The sequence below is a fragment of the Shinella sp. CPCC 101442 genome, assembly GCF_024704725.1.
Classification (GTDB): Bacteria; Pseudomonadota; Alphaproteobacteria; order Rhizobiales; family Rhizobiaceae; genus Shinella.
Genome location: NZ_JALIQS010000009.1, coordinates 49704 through 72903 on the forward strand (window position 1 = coordinate 49704; position 23200 = coordinate 72903).

At 64.4% G+C, this 23200-nt stretch carries 21 protein-coding genes; 12 read left to right on the forward strand and 9 right to left on the reverse strand.

Going from position 1 to position 23200, the window contains the following annotated elements; all coding sequences use genetic code 11:
- Positions 1–14 precede the first annotated feature (14 nt).
- From MUO32_RS24810 to MUO32_RS24845, 8 genes are all read left to right on the forward strand, one after another.
- Complete coding sequence (locus tag MUO32_RS24810) at positions 15–887, forward strand: branched-chain amino acid ABC transporter permease (protein ID WP_257951049.1); 873 nt, start codon at positions 15–17, stop codon at positions 885–887.
- A 2-nt stretch (positions 888–889) separates the two neighbouring features.
- Positions 890–1846: a branched-chain amino acid ABC transporter permease gene (locus MUO32_RS24815; protein WP_257951050.1), complete on the forward strand. Its 957-nt coding sequence runs from the start codon at positions 890–892 to the stop codon at positions 1844–1846.
- On the forward strand, positions 1843–2628 hold the full coding sequence (locus tag MUO32_RS24820; protein ID WP_257951051.1) for an ABC transporter ATP-binding protein: 786 nt from the start codon (positions 1843–1845) through the stop codon (positions 2626–2628). Before MUO32_RS24815 ends, MUO32_RS24820 begins: the two co-directional genes overlap by 4 nt.
- Positions 2615–3316, forward strand: a complete 702-nt coding sequence (locus tag MUO32_RS24825) for an ABC transporter ATP-binding protein (protein ID WP_257951052.1) — start codon at positions 2615–2617, stop codon at positions 3314–3316. The genes MUO32_RS24820 and MUO32_RS24825 overlap by 14 nt, the downstream gene beginning before the upstream one ends.
- A gap of 4 nt (positions 3317–3320) precedes the next feature.
- A complete protein-coding gene (locus MUO32_RS24830; RefSeq protein WP_257951053.1) occupies positions 3321–5381 on the forward strand; it encodes a 3-hydroxyacyl-CoA dehydrogenase NAD-binding domain-containing protein in 2061 nt (686 codons plus the stop codon).
- 79 nt (positions 5382–5460) lie between these two features.
- On the forward strand, positions 5461–6387 hold the full coding sequence (locus MUO32_RS24835) for a helix-turn-helix domain-containing protein (RefSeq protein WP_257951054.1): 927 nt from the start codon (positions 5461–5463) through the stop codon (positions 6385–6387).
- Positions 6388–6501: 114 nt separating this feature from the next.
- A complete protein-coding gene (locus tag MUO32_RS24840) occupies positions 6502–7908 on the forward strand; it encodes an aldehyde dehydrogenase family protein (RefSeq protein ID WP_257951055.1) in 1407 nt (468 codons plus the stop codon).
- 28 nt (positions 7909–7936) lie between these two features.
- Positions 7937–9916: a tyramine oxidase gene (locus MUO32_RS24845; RefSeq protein WP_257951056.1), complete on the forward strand. Its 1980-nt coding sequence runs from the start codon at positions 7937–7939 to the stop codon at positions 9914–9916.
- Between the two features lie 34 nt (positions 9917–9950).
- Here MUO32_RS24845 and MUO32_RS24850 read toward each other — a convergent pair whose 3' ends face one another.
- Together MUO32_RS24850 and MUO32_RS24855 are read right to left on the reverse strand one after the other, a co-directional pair.
- On the reverse strand, positions 9951–11327 hold the full coding sequence (locus tag MUO32_RS24850; protein WP_257951137.1) for an FAD-containing oxidoreductase: 1377 nt from the start codon (positions 11325–11327) through the stop codon (positions 9951–9953).
- A complete protein-coding gene (locus MUO32_RS24855) occupies positions 11324–11791 on the reverse strand; it encodes a DUF4126 domain-containing protein (protein ID WP_257951057.1) in 468 nt (155 codons plus the stop codon). The genes MUO32_RS24850 and MUO32_RS24855 overlap by 4 nt, the downstream gene beginning before the upstream one ends.
- A 326-nt stretch (positions 11792–12117) precedes the next feature.
- Here MUO32_RS24855 and MUO32_RS24860 point away from each other — a divergent pair, with 326 nt between their 5' ends.
- The 4 genes from MUO32_RS24860 to MUO32_RS24875 are packed head-to-tail and all read left to right on the forward strand — an operon-like array spanning position 12118 to position 15919.
- Complete coding sequence (locus tag MUO32_RS24860; protein ID WP_374708720.1) at positions 12118–13029, forward strand: ABC transporter substrate-binding protein; 912 nt, start codon at positions 12118–12120, stop codon at positions 13027–13029.
- 54 nt (positions 13030–13083) lie between these two features.
- On the forward strand, positions 13084–14244 hold the full coding sequence (locus tag MUO32_RS24865; RefSeq protein ID WP_257951059.1) for an ABC transporter permease: 1161 nt from the start codon (positions 13084–13086) through the stop codon (positions 14242–14244).
- Complete coding sequence (locus tag MUO32_RS24870; RefSeq protein WP_257951060.1) at positions 14241–15179, forward strand: ABC transporter ATP-binding protein; 939 nt, start codon at positions 14241–14243, stop codon at positions 15177–15179. Before MUO32_RS24865 ends, MUO32_RS24870 begins: the two co-directional genes overlap by 4 nt.
- On the forward strand, positions 15176–15919 hold the full coding sequence (locus MUO32_RS24875) for an ABC transporter permease (RefSeq protein ID WP_257951061.1): 744 nt from the start codon (positions 15176–15178) through the stop codon (positions 15917–15919). Before MUO32_RS24870 ends, MUO32_RS24875 begins: the two co-directional genes overlap by 4 nt.
- On the opposite strand, the gene MUO32_RS24880 is transcribed toward MUO32_RS24875, so the two are convergent.
- Genes MUO32_RS24880 through MUO32_RS24910 form a run of 7 tightly spaced genes read right to left on the reverse strand, consistent with a single transcriptional unit; the run spans position 15916 to position 23110 of the window.
- On the reverse strand, positions 15916–16233 hold the full coding sequence (locus MUO32_RS24880; protein WP_069061043.1) for a Dabb family protein: 318 nt from the start codon (positions 16231–16233) through the stop codon (positions 15916–15918). The two genes, MUO32_RS24875 and MUO32_RS24880, sit on opposite strands and share 4 nt — an antisense overlap.
- An 8-nt stretch (positions 16234–16241) precedes the next feature.
- Positions 16242–17897, reverse strand: coding sequence for a GMC family oxidoreductase (locus tag MUO32_RS24885; RefSeq protein ID WP_257951062.1), 1656 nt, complete (start codon positions 17895–17897; stop codon positions 16242–16244).
- Between the two features lie 40 nt (positions 17898–17937).
- Entirely contained in the window at positions 17938–18717 is a 780-nt protein-coding gene (locus MUO32_RS24890) for a 3-ketoacyl-ACP reductase (protein ID WP_257951063.1), read from the reverse strand.
- Positions 18714–20222, reverse strand: coding sequence for an FAD-dependent oxidoreductase (locus tag MUO32_RS24895; RefSeq protein ID WP_257951064.1), 1509 nt, complete (start codon positions 20220–20222; stop codon positions 18714–18716). Before MUO32_RS24895 ends, MUO32_RS24890 begins: the two co-directional genes overlap by 4 nt.
- 7 nt (positions 20223–20229) lie before the next feature.
- The gene (locus MUO32_RS24900) at positions 20230–21345 is read right to left on the reverse strand and encodes an ABC transporter ATP-binding protein (RefSeq protein WP_257951065.1); all 1116 of its coding nucleotides are present in this window, start codon (positions 21343–21345) and stop codon (positions 20230–20232) included.
- A 5-nt stretch (positions 21346–21350) separates the two neighbouring features.
- Positions 21351–22232 (reverse strand): carbohydrate ABC transporter permease, encoded by an 882-nt coding sequence (locus MUO32_RS24905; RefSeq protein WP_069061047.1) that lies wholly within the window; start codon positions 22230–22232, stop codon positions 21351–21353.
- Positions 22229–23110, reverse strand: coding sequence for a carbohydrate ABC transporter permease (locus MUO32_RS24910; RefSeq protein ID WP_069061048.1), 882 nt, complete (start codon positions 23108–23110; stop codon positions 22229–22231). Before MUO32_RS24910 ends, MUO32_RS24905 begins: the two co-directional genes overlap by 4 nt.
- Between the last annotated feature and the right edge of the window lie 90 nt (positions 23111–23200).

Genomic DNA, 23200 nt, shown 5'->3' on the forward strand with positions numbered 1-23200 from the left:
AAGCGGAGGCCTCCATGCCCGAACTGCTGCAATTCCTTCTGTCCGGGATCACGGTCGGCGCCGTCTATGCGCTGGTCGCCCTCGGCTTCACGATCATCTACAACGCCTCCGACGTCGTGAACTTCGCGCAGGGCGAGTTCGTCATGCTCGGCGGCATGATCACCTTCTTCGCGCATGCCGCCGGTCTGCCGCTGCCGCTGGCAGCGCTCATCGCCATCATCGTCACGGCGGCGATCGGCGTGGCACTCAACAAGCTCGCCATCGAGCCCGCGCGCGGCGCCCCGGTCGTCTCGCTGATCATTATCACCATCGGCGCCTCCATCTTCATCCGTGGTGCGACGCAGCTCGTCTTCGACAAGCAGATCCACCGCTTTCCGGCCTTTTCCGGCGACCAGCCTATCCTTATCGGCGGCGCGACGATCCTGCCGCAGAGCTTGTGGGTGATTGCCGGTGCGCTCGCCGTCTTCGTCTGTCTCTGGCTGTTCTTCACCCGCACGCTGATCGGCCGCGCGGTGTTGGCAACGGCGAACAACCGCGTCGCCGCCCAGCTCGTCGGCATCAACACCAACTATGTGATGACGCTCTCCTTCGCCATGTCCGCGGCCATCGGGGCGCTTGCCGGCGTGCTGGTGACGCCGATCACGCTGACGAGTTACGATGTCGGCCTTGCATTGGCGCTGAAGGGCTTTGCCGCCGCCATGCTCGGTGGCATGGGCAACCCGAAGGGCGCTCTTGTCGGCGGCCTGCTGCTCGGTGTGCTGGAGGCCATGACGGCCGGCTATGTCAGCTCGCAATACAAGGATGCGGCCGCCTTCATCGTCATTCTCGCTGTGCTCTTCGCCATGCCGCAGGGCCTGTTCGGCCGCAAGTCGACGGATCGGGTGTGATCATGCGGCTCTCCAGCAAGGTAACCACGCTCCTCATCCTCGCCGCGGTCATCGCGATTGCGCCGGTCTTCTTCCCGTCCTCCTATTATTTCCGTGTCGGTTCGCTGATCTTCGTCAACGGCCTCGCGGTGGCGGGTCTCGTCATCCTCATCGGCTATGCCGGTCAGATCAGCCTGGGACATGCGGGTTTCGCCGGCATCGGCGCCTACGCCTGTGCGCTGGCGCCTGTTCATCTCGGCCTGCATCCGGCACTCGCCGCGCTGCTCGGCGCGCTTTTGTCCGCGGCCATTGCCTACCTCGTCGGCCGGCCGATCCTGCGGCTCAAGGGCTATTATCTCGCCGTCGCCAGCCTCGGCTTTGGCATCCTCGTCTCCATGGTGCTCTCCAACGAGGCGCAGCTGACCGGCGGGCCGGATGGCATGGCGGTGCCGGAACTCGGGCTTCGTGCGGTGCTGAAGGCAATTGGCATCGACCTGTCGAACACCGAGTTCTGGTATGCCTTCTCCGGCCTCGTCCTGGTGCTCGGCGCGTGGCTGGCCCTCAACCTTTACCACAGCCCGACTGGCCGGGCGCTCAGGGCGCTGCACGGTTCGGAAGTCGCGGCCCGCACGGTCGGCGTCGATGTCGCGCACTACAAGCTCGTCGCCTTCGTCATTTCGGCGGTCTATGCCTCTGTGTCCGGTTCTTTGCTGGCGTTGCAGAACAAGTTCATCACGCCTGATGTCGCGGGCTTTATGCATTCGATCGAGATGGTCACGATGACGGTGCTCGGCGGCGCGGGCTCGGTGCTTGGCGCAATCCTCGGTGCGGCGATCCTGACGACGCTGCCGCAGGTGCTGACGATCTTCCAGGAATACGAACAGCTCATGCTGGGCCTCGTCATGATGCTCGTCATGATCTTCATGCGCGAGGGCCTGTTGCCCTCGATCGCGCGCCGCATCCGGGGGAGGGCAGAATGAGCCTGCTTCAGATCGAAGGTTTGGGCATCGATTTCGGCGGCCTGCGCGCTGTCAACGATGTCGGCTTCTCCTTGAAACCCGGCGAGATCGTCTCCGTCATCGGCCCGAATGGTGCCGGCAAGACGACGCTGTTCAACATGATCTCCGGCGTCTATGCCCCGGCGCGCGGCCGCGTCGTGCTGGATGGCGAGGACGTCACCCGCATGCCGCCGCATCTTCTGGCCCGGCGCGGCCTGTCGCGCACCTTCCAGAACCTCCAGATTTTTCAATCGATGAGCGTTCTGGAAAACGCCGTCGCCGGCCATCATCTGCATGAGCGCGGCTCGGTGTTTGCCGATCTCTTCTCGCTGCCCGCCGCACGGCGCCGCAGCAAGGTATCCGAGGACAGTGCCCGCGCCCTGCTCGACCGTGTCGGCCTCGGCCGGGCTGCCGAGCAGGAGGCAAGCTCGCTCTCCTATGGCGCGCTGAAGCGGCTGGAAATCGCTCGTGCACTGGCGCTGAAACCCCGCGTGCTGCTGCTCGACGAACCGGCGGCCGGCTGCAACGCGGTTGAGACGGAAGAGATCGATCACCTCATCGCACAGGTCGCGGCCGAAGGCGTCTCGATCCTGCTGGTGGAGCACGACATGAAGATGGTCATGCGCATTTCCAACCATATCGTCGTGCTCGATCACGGCGAAAAGATCGCCGAGGGGGAGCCAACGGCGATTTCACGCAACCCGCGCGTCATCGAAGCCTATCTTGGCGTCCAGGCAACGGAGGTCCAGCATGCTGACGGTTGAGGGACTGCGCTCGCGCTACGGCCGCATCGAGGTGCTGCACGGCATCGATCTCGGCGTGGCGTCCGGCGAGATCGTCACGGTGGTCGGCGCGAACGGCGCCGGCAAGACGACGCTGCTCAAATGCCTTTCCGGCATCCAGCCGGTTTCGTCCGGCTCGATCGTCTTCCGCGGCGAGACGCTGACATCCGTACCGGCGCATGCCCGCGTGCGCCGTGGCCTCGCCCAGTCGCCGGAGGGTCGGCAGATTTTCACCAACCTCACGGTGGAGGAAAATCTCCGGCTCGGCGCCTATCTCTTCGCCGACGACAAGGTGGACCGCGATATGCAGGACGCCTTCGCGATGTTCCCGATCCTCAAGGAGAAGCGCAATCTCGCGGCGGGAGGCCTGTCCGGCGGCCAGCAGCAGATGCTGGCAATCGCCCGCGCGCTGATGGCCCGTCCCTCCTGCCTGCTGCTCGATGAGCCGAGCATGGGCCTCGCCCCCATCCTCGTCGCGCAGATCTTCGATGTGGTAAAGAGCCTGAAGGCGCTCGACGTGACCGTTCTCCTCGTCGAGCAGAACGCTTTTGGCGCGCTCTCCGTCGCCGATCGCGGCTATGTCATGGAGACGGGACACATCACCATGTCCGGCCCCGCCGCCGAATTGATCGCGGACGAACGTATCCGCGCCGCTTACCTGGGAATATGACACCATGACCATCACCATCACCCGCGAAAACGCCATCGCTGTCGTTACCGTCGACAACCCGCCCGTCAATGCCCTGTCGCAGGCGCTGCGTCAGGGTTTGATCGAAGCTGTGGCGGAGCTCGATGCGGATGCAGCGGTGAAGGCCGTCGTGCTGATCTGCGCCGGCCGTACCTTCATCGCCGGGGCGGATGTCAATGAGTTCGGCAAGCCGCCACAGCCGCCGCATCTGCCGGATGTGGTGGCGACCGTCGAGGCGGCGAAAAAGCCCTGGGTCGCGGCCATTCATGGCAGTGCACTTGGTGGCGGGCTCGAAGTGGCACTCGGCTGTGCCTATCGGGTGGCCGTCGCCTCCGCCAACCTTGGCCTGCCGGAAGTCAAGCTCGGCATCATCCCCGGTGCCGGTGGCACAGTCCGTTTGCCCCGCTTGATCGGCCCTGCCGCCGCCGTCGATCTGGTGACGGGCGGCAGCCCGGTCGGGGCGAAGAAGGCGCAAGCGCTTGGCCTCATCAATGCGGTGATCGATGGCGACCTGCGTGCCGGCGCGATTGCCTTTGCGAACGATAGCGCCAGCAAACCAGTGCCACAGCCGATTTCCGGCCGCGCCGTGCCGGCGGTCGAGGCCGGGTTCTGGGAGGGCGCGGAAAAGGCCGTCGCTGCCAAGGCGAAACGCGAAGTCGCGCCGCTCAGGGCACTCGCCTCGGTCCGCAACGCCAGCGAAACGGATTTCGCAAGCGCCATGGCCTTCGAGCGGGAAACCTTTCTGGAGCTGCGTGGTTCCGAGCAGGCAGCGGGGCTGCGCCGTGTCTTCTTCGCCGAGCGCGCGGCGCCGCGCCCACCCGAGCTTGCCGGTGTGGCGCCACGCGATATGCGCTCGGCGGCGGTGATTGGCGGTGGCACGATGGGTGCGGGCATTGCCGCGGCGCTGCGCGATGCCGGCCTGCCGGTGATCCTCATCGAGCGCGATGCGGCGGCAGTCGAGCGGGGGATTGCCAATATCCGCGCCATTTTCGACGGTTCGGTGAAGCGTGGCCGCATCACGCAGACGGTTGCGGATGACCGTTTGTCTGGCGTCACTGGCAGTGACGATTATGGCCTGCTTGCCGATACGGATCTCGTCATAGAAGCCGTCTTCGAGGATATCGCCGTCAAGCGCGTCGTCTTCGAAAAGCTGTCGGCGGTCTGCCGGCCGGATGCGGTGCTGGCAACGAACACCTCCTATCTCGACCCCACTGCGATCAGTAAAGGCGTAAGCCATCCCGAACGCTTCCTCGGCCTGCATTTCTTCAGTCCGGCGCACATCATGAAGCTGCTGGAGATCGTGCCGACGGAGGAGACGGCGCTGGAGGTTCTGGCGACCGGTTTTGCGCTTGCCCGCCTGCTCGGCAAGATCCCGGTTCGTGCCGGCATCTGCGACGGTTTCATCGGCAACCGCATCCTGAAGGTGACGCGCGCGCAGGCCGAACGGTTGCTGCTCTCTGGTGCAACACCCTCGGCCATCGATGCCGCCATGCGCGCCTTCGGCCTGCCGATGGGGCCGTTCGAGGCACAGGATCTTGGCGGGCTCGATATCGCCGCCTTCCAGCGCAAGGCCGCCCGCGAACGGGGCGAAGCACCCTTCGCTCCCGTCGCCGAGCGGCTCTGCGCCCTCACGCGTTTCGGCCAGAAATCGGGCGGTGGCTGGTACGACTACGACCCGGGCGACCGCGCGCCAAAACCATCGGAAACCGTGGCGGCGATCATTGCCGAAGAGGTTGCCGGACGGCCGCAGCGGACGTGGGACGAGGCGTCGATTGCCGATGCGGTCATCCTGCCGATGGTCAACGAGGCGACGCGTATTCTGGAGGAGCGCGTGGCGTTGCGTTCCGCCGATATCGACCTGGTGAAAATCCACGGCTACGGTTTTCCGCGCTGGCGCGGCGGGCCGATGCACTATGCCGAAGCGCGCGGACTTGCCGAGGTTGTGGTGGTGCTCGACCGGCTTGCCGCGGAAGGGCTTGCCGATGCGCCATGCGAGGGGCTGCGCCAGGCGGCGCAAGCCGGTGGTTTTGCAGCGGTTGCAGGGTAAGAACGATAGGCAAGCGCTGCGGTCTGTGATGAGATAGGTTTGGGAGAACAGGCATTCTGCTGGAGCCGGGGAGGGCGCGATGCAGTCGCTGATGACGCCGGGGCACAAGCCGGTACAGGTGGAAATTCTCGAGGCGGAGATCCGGCGGGTCTGCGGTTCGTTCGATCTAGAGCCGATGCGGCGCACGGGCGTCGTCAATGGCGATGTCACCACGCGGCGCGTCGGCCCGTTCGATACGGCGATCGTGGCGCTCGATGCCTCGGAGGTCGCGCGCAACACCCGCTCCATCCGGCAGGATCCCGGCGAGCATTTTTTCCTGCTGGTGCAGGATGCCGGCCAATGTCGCGTCGAGCAGGGCGATCAGGTGGCGGAGCTTCTGCCCGGCGACATGTTCCTCGTCGATTCCGTCAAGCCATCGACCTTTCTCTATCGCGGCGAGCGCTCCAACCAGGTGTCGCTGCACATTCCGCGCGATGAGATCGTCCACCGTTTCGGCACGCTATGCACCGGCGGTCTTTCGATCTCGCGTGACGATCCGCTCTGGCTCGCCATGCGTGCCGTCATCGCAAAGATGCTGATGGAGGAGGGCGCGCAGGCGCAGCTTGGTGAAGCGTTCCTGTGCCTTATGGGCGCCTACCTGCATTCGACGCGTGTGATGGGCGCCGCCAACCCGGCTGAGACGCTGCTCTCGCGCGCGCTCGCGATGATCGACCGTCACCGCGCGGACCCGTCCTTCGGCCCGCGCGAACTGGCGTCGCGTCTCAACGTGCCGGAGCGCACCTTGCAGCGACATTTCCGACCGCTTGGCGAAACGCCGGGCCATCGACTGCTGAACCGCCGGCTGGAGCTGGCACATGCGCGGCTTTCCACCCACAAGGGGCAGCACCTTGCAGAGGGAGTGACTGCCGTCGCCTTCGACTGCGGCTTCAACGACCTTTCCTATTTCTACCGCGAGTTTCGCAAGAAATACGGCACGACGCCAGGTGCGGTTGCGCGCTGCCATTGACGCTTTTGTCCAAAAGGCGGGACGGCACCGTCCAAGTCTGACGCCCCGCCAAGACCTATTCTCTGCCACCAGATGTGCCCGCCGGAGGTGGGCCGTTCCTTGGAGGAGGCGGAAATGATGGAATTCAAGGCGACCATCGGCGGTAAGCCGGCAGCAGTCGGCTCTGACTTTGCCGTGCTGAACCCGGCGACGGGCGAAGAAGTCGGCCGCGCGCCGAATATGGGCGGAGCGGAGTTGGACGCGGCCGTCGCCGTCGCCAAGGCGGCGTTTGCGACGTGGTCGGCGCAGAGCGACGAGGCCTTGCAGGCCGCCTGCGCCGCCGTGACGGCGAAGATCGAGGAACACGCGGGCGAACTCGCCGAGATCATCACGCTGGAACAGGGCAAGCCGCTGAACGGCCTTGGTTCGCGCTGGGAGGTTGGCGGGGCCGTCGCCTGGGCTGGTTACACCACCGGGCTTTCGATCCCGGTCAAGGTGTTGCAGGAAAACGAGCAGGGTCGGATCGAACTCACCCGCAAGCCGCTCGGCGTCGTCGGCTCCATCACGCCGTGGAATTTCCCGGTCATGATCGCCGTCTGGCATATTCTTCCCGCGCTGCGCACGGGCAATACGGTCGTCGTCAAACCCTCGCCCTATACGCCGCTCTCGACGCTGCGCCTCGTCGAAATCATGAACGAGGTGCTGCCGCCGGGTGTCGTCAATGTGGTGACGGGCGACGACAAGGCCTTCAATCTCGGCGGCGCCATGTCGGCGCATCCGGATATTCGCAAGATCGTCTTCACCGGCTCCTGCGCCACCGGACAGAAGGTCATGCAATCGGCGGCCGAGACCATGAAGCGGCTGACGCTGGAACTCGGCGGCAATGATGCCGGCATCGTGCTGCCGGACGCGGACCCGCAAGCGATTGCCGCGGGCCTGTTCTGGGGTGCCTTCATCAACAACGGCCAGACCTGCGCGGCGATGAAGCGGCTCTATGTGCATGAGTCGATCCATGACGCCGTCTGCGATGCGCTCGTCGCCTATGCGAAGGCGATCCCGGTCGGCAATGGCATGGAGGAGGCGAGCATTTTGGGGCCGATCCAGAACCGCATGCAGTTCGACAAGGTTTCGAGGCTTGTCGCGGATGCCAAGGGGCGTGGCAAGGTGCTGCTCGGCGGCGAGCCGGGCGAGGGCCTGTTCTTCCCGCCGACCATCGTGTCCGGGCTTCGCAACGGCGATGCGCTGGTCGACGAGGAGCAATTCGGCCCGGCGCTGCCGATCATTCGTTATTCCGATGTGGAGGAGGCGATCCGGCTTGCCAATGACAGCCCGAACGGGCTCGGGGGCTCCGTCTGGTCGTCCGATATTGCGGCGGCGAAGAAGGTGGCGAGCCGGCTCGCCTGCGGCTCCGTCTGGATCAACAAACACGGCGCCATCCAGCCCAATGCGCCCTTCGGCGGCGTGAAGGCCTCCGGCATCGGCGTCGAGTTCGCCGAAGAGGGGCTTGCCGAATACACCGATATCCAGGTGGTCTTCGCCTGACAGAACCAAGCAAGAAGAGGGAACGATCATGAGACTTTTCAAACATCTGGCCTCGACGGCGCTGGCGCTCGGCCTTGCCGCTGGTGCCGCGGCCGCGCATCCGCTCGACGGGCTGACGGCCGAGGAATACCAGAAGATCAACCAGATCCTGCGCGGCGAGAAGGTCGCGGACGACAACACGCTCTATCCGCTGATCGAGCTGAAGGAGCCTGCCAAGGCCGACGTGCTGGCGTGGAAGGAAGGCGACAGCCTCGACCGCAAGGCGACGGTCTACTTCACCAGCGCCGAGGGCTTTAGCGAGGCGGTGGTCAACATCACCAAGGGCACGGTCGAGAGCAATGCCAAGACGACGGGCCAGCCGATGGTGCTGTTCACCGAGTTCATGAATGCGCTGGAAGGCGCGCTCGGCCATCCGGATATGGTGGCGGGGCTTGCCAAGCGTGGCCTGAAGCCGGAACAGGCCTTCTGCCTGCCGCTGACCGGCGGCAACTTCTTCACGGAGGAGTACCAGAATTCCCGCCTGATGAAGGTACCGTGTTACCAGGTTCCGGAAGGCTCCAACTTCTATGCCAAGCCGGTCGAGGGCCTCTTCGCCATCTATGACATCGGCAAGAAGGAAGTGCAGCGCGTCATCGATACCGGCGTCGTCGAAGCGCCGAAGGACGCTTGGGGTTACACGGAGGAAGAAGTCGCCAAGCGCGTGCCGCTGCGTACCGAGACGAACCCCGTCAAGCTGGTTCAGGAAGGCGGCCCGAACTACAAGATCGACGGCAGCCATATCGAATGGGACATGTGGCGCTTCAATTTCCGCGTCGACAAGCGCCCGGGCCTCGTCGTCTCCAATCTCGATGTCAACGACGCCGGCACCTGGCGCTCGGTCATCTACCAGGCGCATCTCTCCGAAGTCTTCGTGCCCTATATGGACCCCACGGAAGGCTGGTACTGGCGCACCTACATGGACAGCGGGGAATATGGTTTCGGCCTGTTCCTGAGCCCGCTTCGCGCCGGCATCGATTGCCCCTCGCACGCCACCTTCCTGCCGGCGACGATCGCCGACGACAAGGGTTCGCCGCTGGTCATTCCGGATGCGATCTGCGTCTTCGAGCGCAGCATCGGTGATCCGGCCTGGCGCCACTTCGAAGTCTTTGCGCAGACGCCGGATAAACCGGTGCCGGCGGAAGGCCGCCCGGCCACGGAACTCGTCGTGCGCACGGCCTCCGAAGTCGGCAACTATGACTACCTGATCGACTACCGCCTGCAGCAGAACGGCCAGGTCAACATCTATGTCGGCGCCACCGGCCTCGATGCGGTGAAGGGCGTTGCCTCCACCTCGATGAAGGACCCGACGGCCAAGGCGGACACGGCCTATGGCACGCTGATCGCGCCGAACCTCGTTGCCGCCAACCATGACCATTACTTCAACTTCCGCATCGACTTCGACGTCGACCAGCCGGTGAACCACTTCTCGACGATGGACATCGTGCCGGCCAAGCTCGATGCGTCGAGCCCGCGCAAGTCGATGTGGACGGTCGAGCACAAGATGCCGATGACGGAGCTGGAAGCGCGCTACAAGCTGTCGTCCTCGCAGCCGCGCTACTTCCACATCTCCGACCCGTCGCGTGAAGGCTATCTCGGCCATGAGCCGGGCTACATGATCCACCACGGCGACGTGTCCTATGGCCCGTTCGACTTCGAAAACGACCCGCCGATGAAGCGCAACGCCTATATCGAATATTCGGTGTGGAACACGGTCTACGATCCGGAACAGCGTTATGCCGGCGGCAAGTTCGCCATGCAGAGCGATGGCTCCGATACGCTCGCCGAATGGGTGAAGAAGGACCAGAGCCTGATGGGCAAGGACATCGTCACCTGGTTCTCCGCCGGCTTCCACCATATTCCGCGCATGGAAGACTGGCCGGTCATGTCGACGGAGTGGAAGACCGTGCACATTATGCCGCACAACTTCTTCGCCCATAACCCGGCGCTGACGATCCGCAATCCGAAGTAGGAAATGAAAGGCCCGGGATTGTCCCGGGCCTTTCTCATTGTGCGGGTTGCATATCGCCGAACACGGTCGGGATCAGCTCCGAGACGGTCGGGTGGATATGCACGGCGTGCGTGATGGTCGTGTAGGGTTTTCCTGCATACATCACGTCGAGAATGCTCTGCACCGCCTCATCGCCGCCGGTGCCGAGGATGGAGGCGCCGAGGATGTCCTTCGTCTCGGCATCGGCGATCACCTTCATGAAGCCGAGCGTCTCGCCCTTTTCCTTGGCGCGACCGACGCGCGTCATCGGGCGCGTGCCGATCAGCAGCTTGCGGCCGGTCTTGCGCGCTTCCGTTTCGCTCATGCCGGCCCGGCCGAGCGGCGGATCGATATAGAGCGCGTAGGTCTGGATGCGGTCGCTCACCTTGCGCTTCTCGTTGTCGAGCAGGTTCGCCGCGACGATCTCGAAGTCGTTGTACGAGGTGTGCGTGAAGGCGCCTCGACCGTTGCAGTCGCCCATGGCGAAGATGCCGGGCACGTTTGTCTCCAGTCGCTCATCGACGGTGATATAGCCGCGCTTGTCCACCGCCACACCCGCCTTGTCGAGACCGAGATCGTCGGTATTCGGCCGCCTTCCGGTCGCAAGCAGGATGTGGGATCCTAAAATCTCGGGTGCACCCGCGGTGCAATCCACGCCCACCCCGACACCATCGCCACTCCTGAAGAAGCGGATGCATTCCGCCCCGGTACGGATGGCGATGCCCTCGCGCTCCAGAATGTCGCGCACGGCGTCGCTGACATCGGTGTCTTCCCGCGCAATCAGCCGCGGCCCCTTTTCCACCACCGTCACCTCGGAGCCGAAGCGGCGAAATATCTGTGCGAATTCCAGCCCGATATAGCTGCCGCCGATGACGACAAGGTGTTTCGGTACCTCTGTCAGCTCCATCATCGACACATTGTCGAGATGCGGCACGTCGTTCACGCCGGGAAAATCCGGCACGACCGCGCGGCCACCGACATTGAGGAAGATTTGTCTGGCAGACAGCAGCGCGTCGCCGACGCGGATTTCCGTCGGGCTTTCGAAGCGCGCATGGCCGCGGAGGAAGGTGAGCCCCTCCATGCCTTGCAGCCAGTCTTCGTTGCCCTTGCGGGCATCGAAGCGCACCTTGTCCTTGCGCGCCATGACCTTGGCGAAGTCGATGGTAACGTCGCCCGTCACCACGCCGTATTCGGCGCCGCGTCGGGCAAGATGGGCGGCATAGGCGCTGGCGACCATGGCCTTGGTCGGCATGCAGCCGTTATTGACGCAGGTGCCGCCCACGAGCTTGCGCTCGATGAGCGCGACTTTCCGGCCGGCAGCCGTCAGCCGGCCGGCCAGCGACGGACCGGCCTGGCCCGCGCCGACGATGATGGCGTCGAAGGTCTGCATCAGAGAACCGACGAGACGACGAAGAGGCCGAGCAGCACGGCAACCGCGTCTTCCAGCAGCGCGATCGGCAGGTCCCTGCCACCGGTGGCCGCGACGAGGCGCTGACGGGCCTCCGCACCGCCGAGCGTGCCGATGACCGAACCGATGATGCCGGCAACCAGGCCGCCGACGAGCGAGCCGCCGACGGTGCCGACAACGGCGCCGCAGAATGCACCGCTGACGATGCGTGCGCCGAACTGCTGTGGAACCTTGCGGCTCGGCGTGCTCGGCAATTGGTCGGTAACGAACTCGACGAGCGCCAGGGCACCGAAAATATAGGGCGTGAAGCGGTAGCCCATGAAGGCGGCCCACGTGCCGGAAACCGGCAGCCAGCCAAGCGCGGCCCCGATGCTCACGGCGGCCGGCGCCGTCATCGCCCGAAGCCCCGCCACGACACCGATCAACAATGCCAGAATATAAATGCTCATTGTCCCTCACGAAAATCTGCGCCGGACATCAGGCCCGGGATGGTCCCCGGCAGGTGATGAAATGCAATATCGGAATATGAGAATGGGCCGCTGGAAAGATTGTCGGATGCGACCGCCAATTGCAATGCGTTTCTATTGCCAAAGGCTCTCTCTTGAGACAAATTTTAAAGCGCTTTGGATGCGGCAATAAACGTCGTGTCTTATCCCGCCTTCGCGGTCTGTTTTTTGCGATTTGCCGCCATATATGGAATGCTTTGCCCAGACGGGCTTTCTGAAACGTGGTGAGAATGCCGCCACGGGTTTCCGCACAAATGAGAGGTTTTCACATGCGCCCAGTCGTCAAGTTTATCGGAGCAGCTCTGGCTTTGGGCCTCACGGCCGGCGCAGCTGACGCCCAGGTCGTCGTCTCCTCGAAGATCGATACGGAAGGTGGCGTCCTCGGCAACATCATCCTTTCCGTGCTGAATGCCAATGGCATCCAGACGACGGACCGGGTGCAGCTCGGTGCGACGCCGGTCGTACGCCAGGCGATCATTGCGGGCGAGATCGATATCTATCCGGAATATACCGGCAACGCCGCCTTCTTCTTCGAAAAGGCCGACGATCCGGCCTGGAAGGACGCTGCCAAGGCCTATGAGCTCGCCAAGACGCTCGATTACGACGCCAACAAGGTCGTCTGGCTGACGCCATCGCCGGCCAACAACACCTGGGCGATCGCGCTGCGCAAGGACATTGCCGAGCCGAACAAGCTCGTCACCTTGAGCGATTTCGGCAAATACGTCGCCGGTGGCGGCCAGGTGGTGCTCGCCGCCTCTTCCGAATTCGTGAACTCGGCGGCTGCCCTGCCAGCCTTCCAGACGACCTACAGCTTCGCGCTGAAGCCGGAACAGCTCATCACGCTTTCGGGCGGGGACACGGCTGCGACGATTGCGGCTGCCGCCAACCAGACCAACGGTGCAAACGCCGCCATGGTCTATGGCACGGATGGCGGCATCGCGCCGTCGGGCCTCGTCGTTCTCGAAGACGACAAGGGCGTGCAGCCGGTCTACCAGCCCTCGCCGATCATCCGCGAAGAGGTGCTGAAGGCCAATCCGCAGATCGAGGAGCTCCTGAAGCCCGTCTTCGAAAAGCTCGATCTCGTCACGCTGCAGGATCTCAACGGCCGCGTCCAGGTCGGCGGTGAGCCGGCCAAGGCGGTTGCCGAAGACTTCCTCAAGAAGAACGGCTTCATCAAGTAAGCTGTGAGAACCCTCCGCCTGTCCGGGCGGAGGGTTTTGCCTCGAAAGGCGTTCATGCGGTTCAGGATTGACAAGCTCGGCGTGGTGATCGCCGCATTGCTCGCTTACGGCGCCTTTCTGGCGCCGTTTGCGAATTTTCGCGCCAACCGCATCGTGCCCGGCGAGCCGCGGGCGATCCTCGATGCGCTGCCAGCCGGCTTCGGCGCGGCGTTGCTCATCTTCGTTGCCTTTGCCCTCGTGTTCGTCGTGCTGAAGACCCCGACGCTGCTGCGGCTGCTGCTCGGCCTTGCCGCGTTGTCGATACTCGCCATCCTCATCGGCCTTTCCGCCGGCCATCTGACGCCGCCGGAAAACACCTATGCCCGTGTCTCGCCGGCCTCCGGCTTCTGGCTGCTGAGCTTTGCCTTCGCGCTCGTCACCGCCGATGCGCTGGCGCGGCTGAAGCTTTCGCCGCTAGCGCGGGTGGCGCTGCTGGCGGCGGCCGCAGCCGCCGTTGCCGTGCTCCTGATGTCCGGCGCGTGGAACGGCCTTTCGATCCTCAAGGAATATGGCAGCCGCGCCGAGACTTTCTGGCTGGAGGCGAGCCGCCATGTCCTGCTGGCGCTCGGCTCGCTGGCGGCCGCAACGCTGGTCGGGTTGCCGCTCGGCATCCTCTGCCATCGCGTCGAGGGCCTGCGCGCCGGCGTGCTCAACGTGCTCAACATCATCCAGACGATCCCGTCCATCGCGCTTTTCGGCCTGCTGATCGCGCCGCTCGGCTGGATCGCGCTCAATGTTCCGGGAGCCGCTGCCATCGGCATCCGCGGTATCGGTGCCGCGCCGGCCTTCGTCGCCCTCTTTCTCTATTCGCTGCTGCCGGTCGTCGCCAACACGGTCGTCGGCCTTGCCGGCGTGCCACGCGATGCCAACGATGCGGCCCGCGGCATCGGCATGACGGACCGGCAGCGGCTCTTCGGCGTCGAACTGCCGCTCGCCTTTCCGGTCATCCTGACAGGCATCCGCATCGTGCTGGTGCAGAACATCGGCCTTGCGACCATCGCCGCGCTCATCGGTGGAGGCGGCTTCGGGGTCTTCGTCTTCCAGGGCATCGGGCAGACGGCGATGGACCTCGTGCTGCTCGGCGCGGTGCCGACGGTCGCGCTCGCCTTCGCGGCGGCGATCGTGCTTGACGCGGCGACCGAACTTTCCAATTCCAAACCCGGCAGGGCCGCATGATCGAGATCGAGACCATCACCAAGCGCTATGCGGATACGACCGTCGTCGACAATGTCTCGATGACGATCGCGCCGCGCACGATCACGGTCATCGTCGGCACATCAGGCTCCGGCAAGACGACGCTGATGCGCATGATCAACCGCCTCGTCGAGCCGACATCGGGGACAATCCGCATCGATGGCGAGGACACCCGCGGCATCCCCGGTCATGAATTGCGCCGCCGCATCGGTTATGCCATCCAGGGCCACGGCCTCTTTCCGCACCGCACGGTGGCCGAAAACATCGCCACGGTGCCGGGCCTGCTCGGCTGGGATAAGAGCCGCATCGAGGCCAAGGTCAAGGAACTCCTGTCGCTCTTCCAGCTCGACCCCGCCGCGTTTGGCCCGCGCTATCCGCACGAACTGTCGGGTGGTCAGCAGCAGCGCGTTGGCGTTGCCCGCGCTCTTGCCGCAGAGCCGAATATCCTGCTGATGGACGAACCCTTCGGTGCGCTCGATCCGGTCATCCGCGCCAAGGCGCAGGAGGACCTCCTGGCGATCCAGAAGCATTTCGGAACGACCATCGTGCTCGTCACGCATGACATGGAGGAGGCCTTCCATCTCGCCGACAGGATCGCCGTGATGGACAAGGGAAAGATCGTGCAATACGCCGCGCCCGAGGACATGCTGGTCAACCCGGCGACGGATTTCGTCGAGACGCTGATCGGTGCCGGGGAGCGGCCCTTCCGGCTGCTCTCGATCGGTACGGTGGGCGACGCCACGGAAGCCGGCATCGCGGAAGGCGAACCGCTCGCTGCGGCCACAAGCCAGCGCGATGCGCTGTCGGCGCTGCTCTGGTCCGGTCGCGAGGCGCTGCCGGTCATCGGCGCGGATGGTGCGCCGCTTGGCCGCGTCACGCTGGCTGGCCTCACCCGCCGCGCCGCGAGGCCGCAATGAAGCGGGTCCTGCCCAATCTGCTGCGGCTGGCGGTGCTGATCATCCTGATCCTCTTCCTTCTCCAGCCATACCTGTTCGAGCCGCTCCTGAAGCCCCTCGTGCAGGCCAACGCGCCGGCGATCTACAATCAGGGCAGTCTGCTCTCGCTGACGCTCTCCCATCTCACGACGGTCTTCATCGCGACGTTCGCGGCGACCATCGTCGCCGTCGGCCTTGCCATACTCGTCACAAGGCCGATCGGTGCGGAATTCCTGCCGCTGTCACGCAGCCTCGTGAATATCGGCCAGACCTTTCCGCCCGTCGCCGTCTTGGCGCTCGCCGTGCCCGCAGTCGGCTTCGGCGAGAAGCCGACGCTGATCGCGCTCTTCCTCTACGGCCTGCTGCCGATCTTTGAAAACTCCATGACCGGTCTTTCCACCCTGCCGCCCGCCATCGTGGAAGCGGCGAGGGGAACCGGCATGACGGCGTGGCAGCGACTGACCAAGGTGGAGCTGCCGCTGGCGCTGCCGATCATTCTCGCCGGCATCCGCCTGTCGGTGACCATCAGCCTCGCCACCGCGACGATCGGCTCGACGGTCGCGGCGAAAACACTCGGCGAGGTCATCATCGCGGGCCTGCAATCCAACAATCTCGCCTTCGTGTTGCAAGGCGGCCTTGTCGTCGCGGTGCTGGCGGTGCTGATCTATGACGCATTCTCCGCCGTCGAGCGCATGCTTTCGCGCCGGGCCGGAAGAGTTTAGTCGTCGGTTTCCAGATCGTAGACGAGAATGCCCGCGATGCCGCCTTCTGCGGCGGCGACCAGACGGCCGCCGGTCTGCTTGTGCTCGGGATCTTCCAGATAGGCGTCGCGGGCAAAACTATCCGCGAAATCGACGATGAAGCCGTCGCCAAACCCCTTGTCCATGCCCTCTTCCGGGCTGACATTGGTGCCGATATGCACGGCGAGCATGCCCGGGAGACGGCTCTTCAGCGCATCGATCTCGTTGAACAGTTCGGCCTTGTAGTGGGCGGAAATGGTCGGCTTGAAGTGGATGAAGACGCAATGGCGGATCATGGCTGCCCCTATCGGATGTTGGCGCGGGCGCGCGGGCGCGCGTCGTTGCGTTCGTGTTGGAAGACCTGGGCCGGGAGTGCCGGCAGGCCGCGAATGATGTCGGCGCCCTTCTCGCCCACCATGATGGTCGGCGCATTGGTGTTGGCGGAAGGAACGCGCGGCATGACGGAACTGTCGCAAACGCGCAAACCTTCAAGCCCATGCACCTTCAAATCGAGCCCGACGACCGCATCCGCGCCCGTGCCCATCTTGCAGGTGCCGACGGGATGGTGGTCCGTCTTGGCATTGGCGCAACCATAGTCGAACAGCTCCTCGTCGGTCATCGCCTTCGGTCCCGGCAGGCGCTCGGCCAGGACGAAAGGTTTCAGCGCTGCCTGTTGCAGGATTTCGCGGGCAATCTTCAGGCCCTCGATCGACATTTTGCGATCGTGCGGGTCTTCCCAATAGTTCGGGTCGATCAGCGGTGCGGCGGAAGGATCGGCGGAGGAAAGTCGAACCGTGCCCTTCGAGCGCGGGTGCAGGTAGGCGGAGTTCAGCGTCACGCCGGCATTCTTCAGCTTTTCCACGCCGGCCTCGATGCCGGAACCGAGGCCGAGATGGAACTGGATATCCGGCGAGCGGGCATCCGGATCGGCATACCAGAAGCCGCCCGTCTCGAAGAGCGAGGAGGCGACAGGGCCGGAACGGAACAGCACATATTGCAGGCCGGCCCAGAGCGTACGGTGGAGTTTGGCGACGCCGTCATAGGTGTGATCGCCGGTGCATTCGGAAATCACGAACAGGTCGAGATGGTCCTGCAGGTTGGAGCCGACGCCGGGCAGGTCGTGTTTTACCTGAACGCCGACGGATTTCAGGTGGTCGGCCGGGCCGATGCCGGATTGCTGGAGCAGCTTCGGCGAGCCGATGGCGCCGGACGAGACCAGCACCTCGCGCTCCGCCCGAATGGTCTCGACGCCCTTGCCCGTCACCACCTCGACGCCGACCGCGCGAGAACCTTCGAGCACGATGCGGGCGACGCGGGCGCCGGTGCGGATCGTCAGGTTCTTGCGGTCCTTGATCGGCGAGAGATAGGCGAGTGAGGCGGAGGAGCGGCGGCGGTTGCGCTGGGTCAGCTGGTAGAAGCCGACGCCGGCCTGCTGGCGGCCGTTGAAATCGTGGTTGTAGGGAATGCCCAGTTCCTGGCCGGCGCGGATATAGGCGTCGCAGATCGGCAGCGCCGAAACCGGCATGGAAACGCCGAGCGGCCCGCCATAGTCATGGTAATCGTCGGCAAAACGCTGGTTATCCTCGGCGCGCTTGAAATAGGGCAGGATTTCCCGGTAGCTCCAGCCCTCGCAGCCATCTTCGCTCGCCCACAGATCATAGTCGGCGGCGTTGCCACGGGCATAGAGCTGGGCATTGATCGAGGACCCGCCGCCGATCACCTTGGCCTGTGTGTAGCGCAGCACGCGGCCCTTCATGTGCTTCTGCGGCACGGTCTCCCAGCCCCAGCTGGCGACGCCCTTGGTCATCTTGGCGAAACCCGCCGGCATATGAAACAGCGGATTCCAGTCCCCGCCGCCGGCTTCCAGCAGCAGCACGCGCACGGTGGGGTCTTCCGAGAGGCGGCTCGCCAAAACGCAGCCAGCCGGCCCTGCGCCGGTGATGATGTAGTCGTAGGTCATGCCTTGGTCCTCAGAATTTGTGCTTCGGGCGCATGGCGGCTCAGAGCCGGCCGATCGATAGCCCGCCGTCGAGATTGATCACCGAGCCGGTGGCGAAGCCGAACTTGCCGGTGGCAAGCGCTGCGGCCGCAGCACCGATGTCGTCCGGTTCGCCCCAGCGCTTCATCGGCACGAGGCCGCCCGCGATCAGCGCGTCGTATTTCGCCGAAACGCCTGATGTCATGTCCGAGCGGATGATGCCGGGACGGATCTCGAAGACGGCGATGCCGGTGTCCGCCAGGCGCAGCGCGAGGCCCTGGCTGAAGGCGGCGAGCCCGGCCTTGGTCATGCAATAGTCGAGCCGTTCCGGCGAGGTGAGGCCTGCCGAGACGGAGGTGATGTTGATGATCGTGCGCGGACCGGCCGCCTGTTTCGAATGCAGCATCGCCTTCAAAACGGCCTGGGTGAAGAACACCGTGCCGCGTAGGTTGGTGGCGACGATCGTGTCGAAATTCTCCGGCGCCAGATCGAGGAAATCGCCGCGGATGACGGAGGCGATGCCGGCATTGTTGACGAGGCAGCCGATGGCGCCGAGCTTGTCTTCGATGGCCGCGACGGTCGCCGCGTGGCCGGAAAGATTGGCAAGGTCGGCCTTCAGGTAGATCGCGCGGCTGCCTGCGGTCGCGAATTCTGCGAGCATGGTGTCGGTTGCCGCATCGCTGTCGCCGATACCGGTGATGGCGATGTCGAAACCGTCTGTCGCAAGCGCCTTGGCAATGCCGAGGCCGATGCCGCGGCGACCGCCGGTGACGATGGCGACGGGGCGTGCTGTTGTCGTCATGCGGCAAGGTCCCTCGATTTGATGTGGGTCGCGACGCGCAGGGCCTGGGCGGCAACACTGAGCGCCGGGTTCACCGCTGCCGAGGTCGGCAGATAGGAGGCGTCGACCACGAAGAGGTTCGGATGGTCGTAGGCCCGGCACCAGATGTCGAGCGGTGCCGTCGTCGGATCGTTACCGATGCGCACCGTGCCGCACTGGTGCGACGGCGTGCGCTTGTCGAAGGCGCGGGCGAGCACGATCGGGAAGCCGGCCTTCTTCAGGGCGCCCTTCAGCTTGGTGACGAGGTCGAGATGGGCCTGCCAGTTGGTGCGCGTCCACTTCATGACGATCCGGTCGCGGTCGACCATGATGCGGCTCTCGGGATGCGGCAGGTCCTCGCTCATCGCGTAGAAATCGATGGTGTGGGCGGCAACCTGTTCCAGCAGCCATTCCGGCACGGAGGGCATGTTGGCTTTCAGGATTTTTCCGGAGACGCGCCCGAGCAGCTGGACATTGCCGAGCGGCGCGCCGCCATTGCCATCCGAGAGATAGTAGTCGTTGAAGCCAAAGCTCTTCTGGTAGACAGAGGTGTTTTTGTAGAAGGGCGAGACGCCGATCACGGCGCTCGAATTGTGGTTCATAAAGTTGCGGCCGACCTGGTCGGAGCTGTTGGCGAGGCCTTTCGGGAAGGCCTCCGAGGCCGAGCGGAGCAGGAGCACGGCCGATTGCACGGCGCCAGCCGAGAGGACGACCAGCTTCGGCGAGATGCTCCGGGCTTCATCGCCCTGCATATAGTGCACGGTCGAAATGCTGCGGCCGTGCGGTGCGGTGGCAAGTCGCGTCACCCGGCAATGGGTGCGCAGTTCGACATTCGGGTGCTTGAGGGCCTCGGCGAGGCCCACGCTTTCCGCATCCATCTTGCCGTCATTGCTGTTCGGATGGGCATCCCATGGCGTCTTCGCCTTTGCCAGCCAGCGGTCGATGTCGATGCCGAGCGGTAGCGAATAGGGATGCAGGCCGTTCGCCTTCATCCTGGCGCGGACCTTCGCGATGGCCTGTTCGTCCGGCACGGGCGGGAAAGGGTAGGGCGCGGAATGGTGCGGCTCGGTCGGGTCTTCGCCGAGCGTGCCGCGCACATTGAAGAGTTTTTCGGCGGCGGAGTACCACGGCTCCAGCTCTTCATAGGGGAAGGGCCAGGCAGGCGAGACGCCCTCGCGGTGCTTCATCTCCTCGAAGTCTTCCCTACGGTAGCGCACCAGCACCGCGCCGTAGAACTTCGAATTGCCGCCGACATTGTAGTAGTTTCCGGGGTTGAAGGCCGTGCCGTCGGCCTCGTACCACATCTCTTTCGGGCGGAAATGGCCGCGCTGGAAGATCGCGCGCTGGTCGCGGTTTTCCGGGCGGTCGGGCAGGTGGTCGCCCGCCTCCAGGATGACGATCCTTGCGCCCGTCGGGGCGAGAGCGGCGGCCATGGTGGAGCCGCCGATGCCCGATCCGATGATGACGATGTCCGGCTGCGTGGTCATGATCTACTCAGGCGATGCGAAGCTGGTTTGCGGGGTCGAAGAACACCGCCTTGTCGAGGTTGAAGGCAAGGCGCGCCGTCTGGCCGGGGGCGATGCGTACATCGGCACGCAGGCGGGCGACGATCTGCTTGCCGCCGAGATGGGTGACGGCGAAGGTGTCGGCGCCGGCGGGCTCCACCACTTCGATCAGGCAATCGCCTTCGGCGAGGGTGCGGGCATTGCGGTCCGCACCGTCCGGGTCGGTCAGGGCTTCCGGGCGGATGCCGAAGATCACGTCCTTGCCCTTGTAGGCGGAAAGGCTGCCTGGCGCGTTTGGCACGGAGAGTACGAGCGGTTCGGCCTGGGGGCGGGCAAGCGACACGGCCATGCCGGCGCCGTTCTGCTCAATCTTCGCCGAAAGCAGGTTCATGGCCGGCGAGCCCATGAAGTCGGCGACGAAGATGTTGGCGGGATTGTTGTAGATTTCCGCCGGTGAGCCGAACTGCTGCAGCACGCCGTCCTTCAAGACGGCGATCTTGGTGGCGAGCGTCATCGCCTCGATCTGGTCGTGCGTGACGTAGACGATGGTGGTCTTCATGCGCTGGTGCAGGCGCTTGATTTCGGTGCGCATGTCGACGCGCAGCTTGGCGTCGAGGTTCGACAGCGGTTCGTCGAACAGGAAGAGTTTCGGGTCGCGCACCAGCGCCCGGCCCATGGCGACGCGCTGACGCTGGCCGCCGGAGAGCTGGCCCGGCTTGCGATCGAGCAGATGGCCGATCTGCAGCATGTCGGCGACCTGCTTGATCGCCTTTTCACGCTCGTCCTTCGGCACGCCGCGGATTTCCATGCCGAAGGCGATGTTTCCGCCGACCGTCATGTTCGGGTACAACGCGTAGGATTGGAACACCATGGCGATATCGCGCTTGGAGGGGTGCAGGCCCGCAACGGAGCGGCCGTCGATGGCGATATCGCCCGAGGTGATCGGCTCCAGGCCGGCGATCGTGTTGAGCAGGGTGGACTTGCCGCAGCCGGATGGGCCGACAAGTACGAGGAAGCCGCCCTGCTCGATCTCGAGATTGATGTCCTTCAGGATTTCGAGCGATCCGTAGGATTTGCGCAGGTTGCTGATCTTCAGGAAAGACATGGACATTATCCTTTCACGGCGCCGGACATCAGGCCGCGCACGAAATACCGTCCGGAGACGATGTAGACGATGAGGGTGGGGAGTGCGGCGAGGATCGCGCCTGCGAAATGCACGTTGTATTCCTTCACGCCCGTCGAGGACTGGACGAGGTTGTTGAGCGCCACCGTCATCGGCGTCGTACCCGCGCCGGAGAAGGAGGCGCCGAACAGGAAGTCGTTCCAGATGTTGGTGAACTGCCAGATGACGGAGACGACGATGATCGGCCCGGAGGACGGCAGCAGGATGCGGTAGAAGATCTGGAAGAAGCTCGCGCCGTCGATCTGAGCGGCACGCACCAGCTCGGTCGGGAAGTTTTCGTAGTAGTTGCGGAAATAGAGCGTCGTGAAGCCGAGGCCGTAGACGATGTGCACCAGGATCAGGCCCCAGAGTGAACCGGCAAGGCCCAGCATGCCGAGGATGCGCGCCATCGGGATCAGCACGATCTGGAACGGGATGAAGCAGGAGAGCAGCAGCAGGCCGAAGAAGACGTTCGAGCCCCTGAACTGCCACTTGGTCAGCACGTAGCCGTTCAGCGCGCCGATGATCGTGGAGATAGCCACGGCCGGCACGACCATCAGGATCGAGTTGATGAAGAAGGGGCGAAGGCCGGTCGGCTGCACGCCGATCTGTGCCGTCGACCAGGCTTGCAGCCAGGGTTCGATCGTCCAGACCTTCGGCAGGTTCAGCATGCCACCCTGGCGGATTTCCTCCAGCGGCTTCAGCGAATTCACCAGCATCACGTAGAGCGGCAGCAGGTAGTAGACCGCAAACAGGATGAGGGCGGTGTAGATCAGCGCACGCGTCAGCTTGTTGTGCGAGATGACGTTGTCGGGGTTTTGAGCGCTCATCGGCCTTTGCCTCCGCGGATTTCGGAATAGAGGTAGGGGATGATGATCGAGAAGATCATGACCAGCATGATGATGGCCGACGAGGCGCCGATGCCCATCTGGTTGCGGGTAAACGTGTAGGAATACATGAAGGTCGCCGGCAGTTCGGTCGCCTGGCCGGGGCCGCCGCCTGTCAGCGCCACGACAAGGTCGTAGGCCTTGATGGCGAGGTGGGCGAGCACGACGAAGGCGGACAGGAAGACCGGACGCATCAGCGGAATGATGATGCGGCGGTAGATCGTCGAGGTCGAGGCGCCGTCGATCTGGGCCGCCTTGATGATCTCGTTGTCGACGCCGCGGAGCCCCGCGAGGAACATCGCCATGACGAAGCCGGAGGATTGCCACACGGCGGCGATCACCACGCAGTAGATCGCGTAGTTGCGGTCCTTGATCCAGTTGAAGGAGAAGCTCTCCCAGCCCCACAGGTGCATGGTGTTTTCAAGCCCGATGCCGGGGTCGAGGAACCACTTCCAGGCGGTGCCCGTCACGATGAAGGAGAGCGCCATCGGGTAGAGGTAGATCGGCCGGAGAATGCCTTCGGCGCGGATCTTCTGGTCGAGCAGGATGGCGAGCCCGAGCCCCAGCACTGAGCAGATGACGATGTAGAGCGAGGCGAAGATCGCGAGATTCGAGATCGCCCGCCACCAGTGCGGCAGCGCCCAGAGCTTGGAATAGTTGCTGAGGCCCACGAAATTGTAGGAGGGCAGCATCTTGCTATCCGTCAGCGACAGGAAGCCCGTATAGGCGATGAAGCCGTAGACGAAGACGAGCACGATGAGGAAACTGGGTGCCAGCACGAGCTTCGGCAGAAGCTCCTGCAGCCGGCTTCGGCTATCCATGGTCGGTACCACCGTTGAAATCGGGTTACAGGGCGGCTCGTGGCCCCCTCATCCGGCTGCCGCCACCTTCTCCCCGTCGGGGAGAAGGGC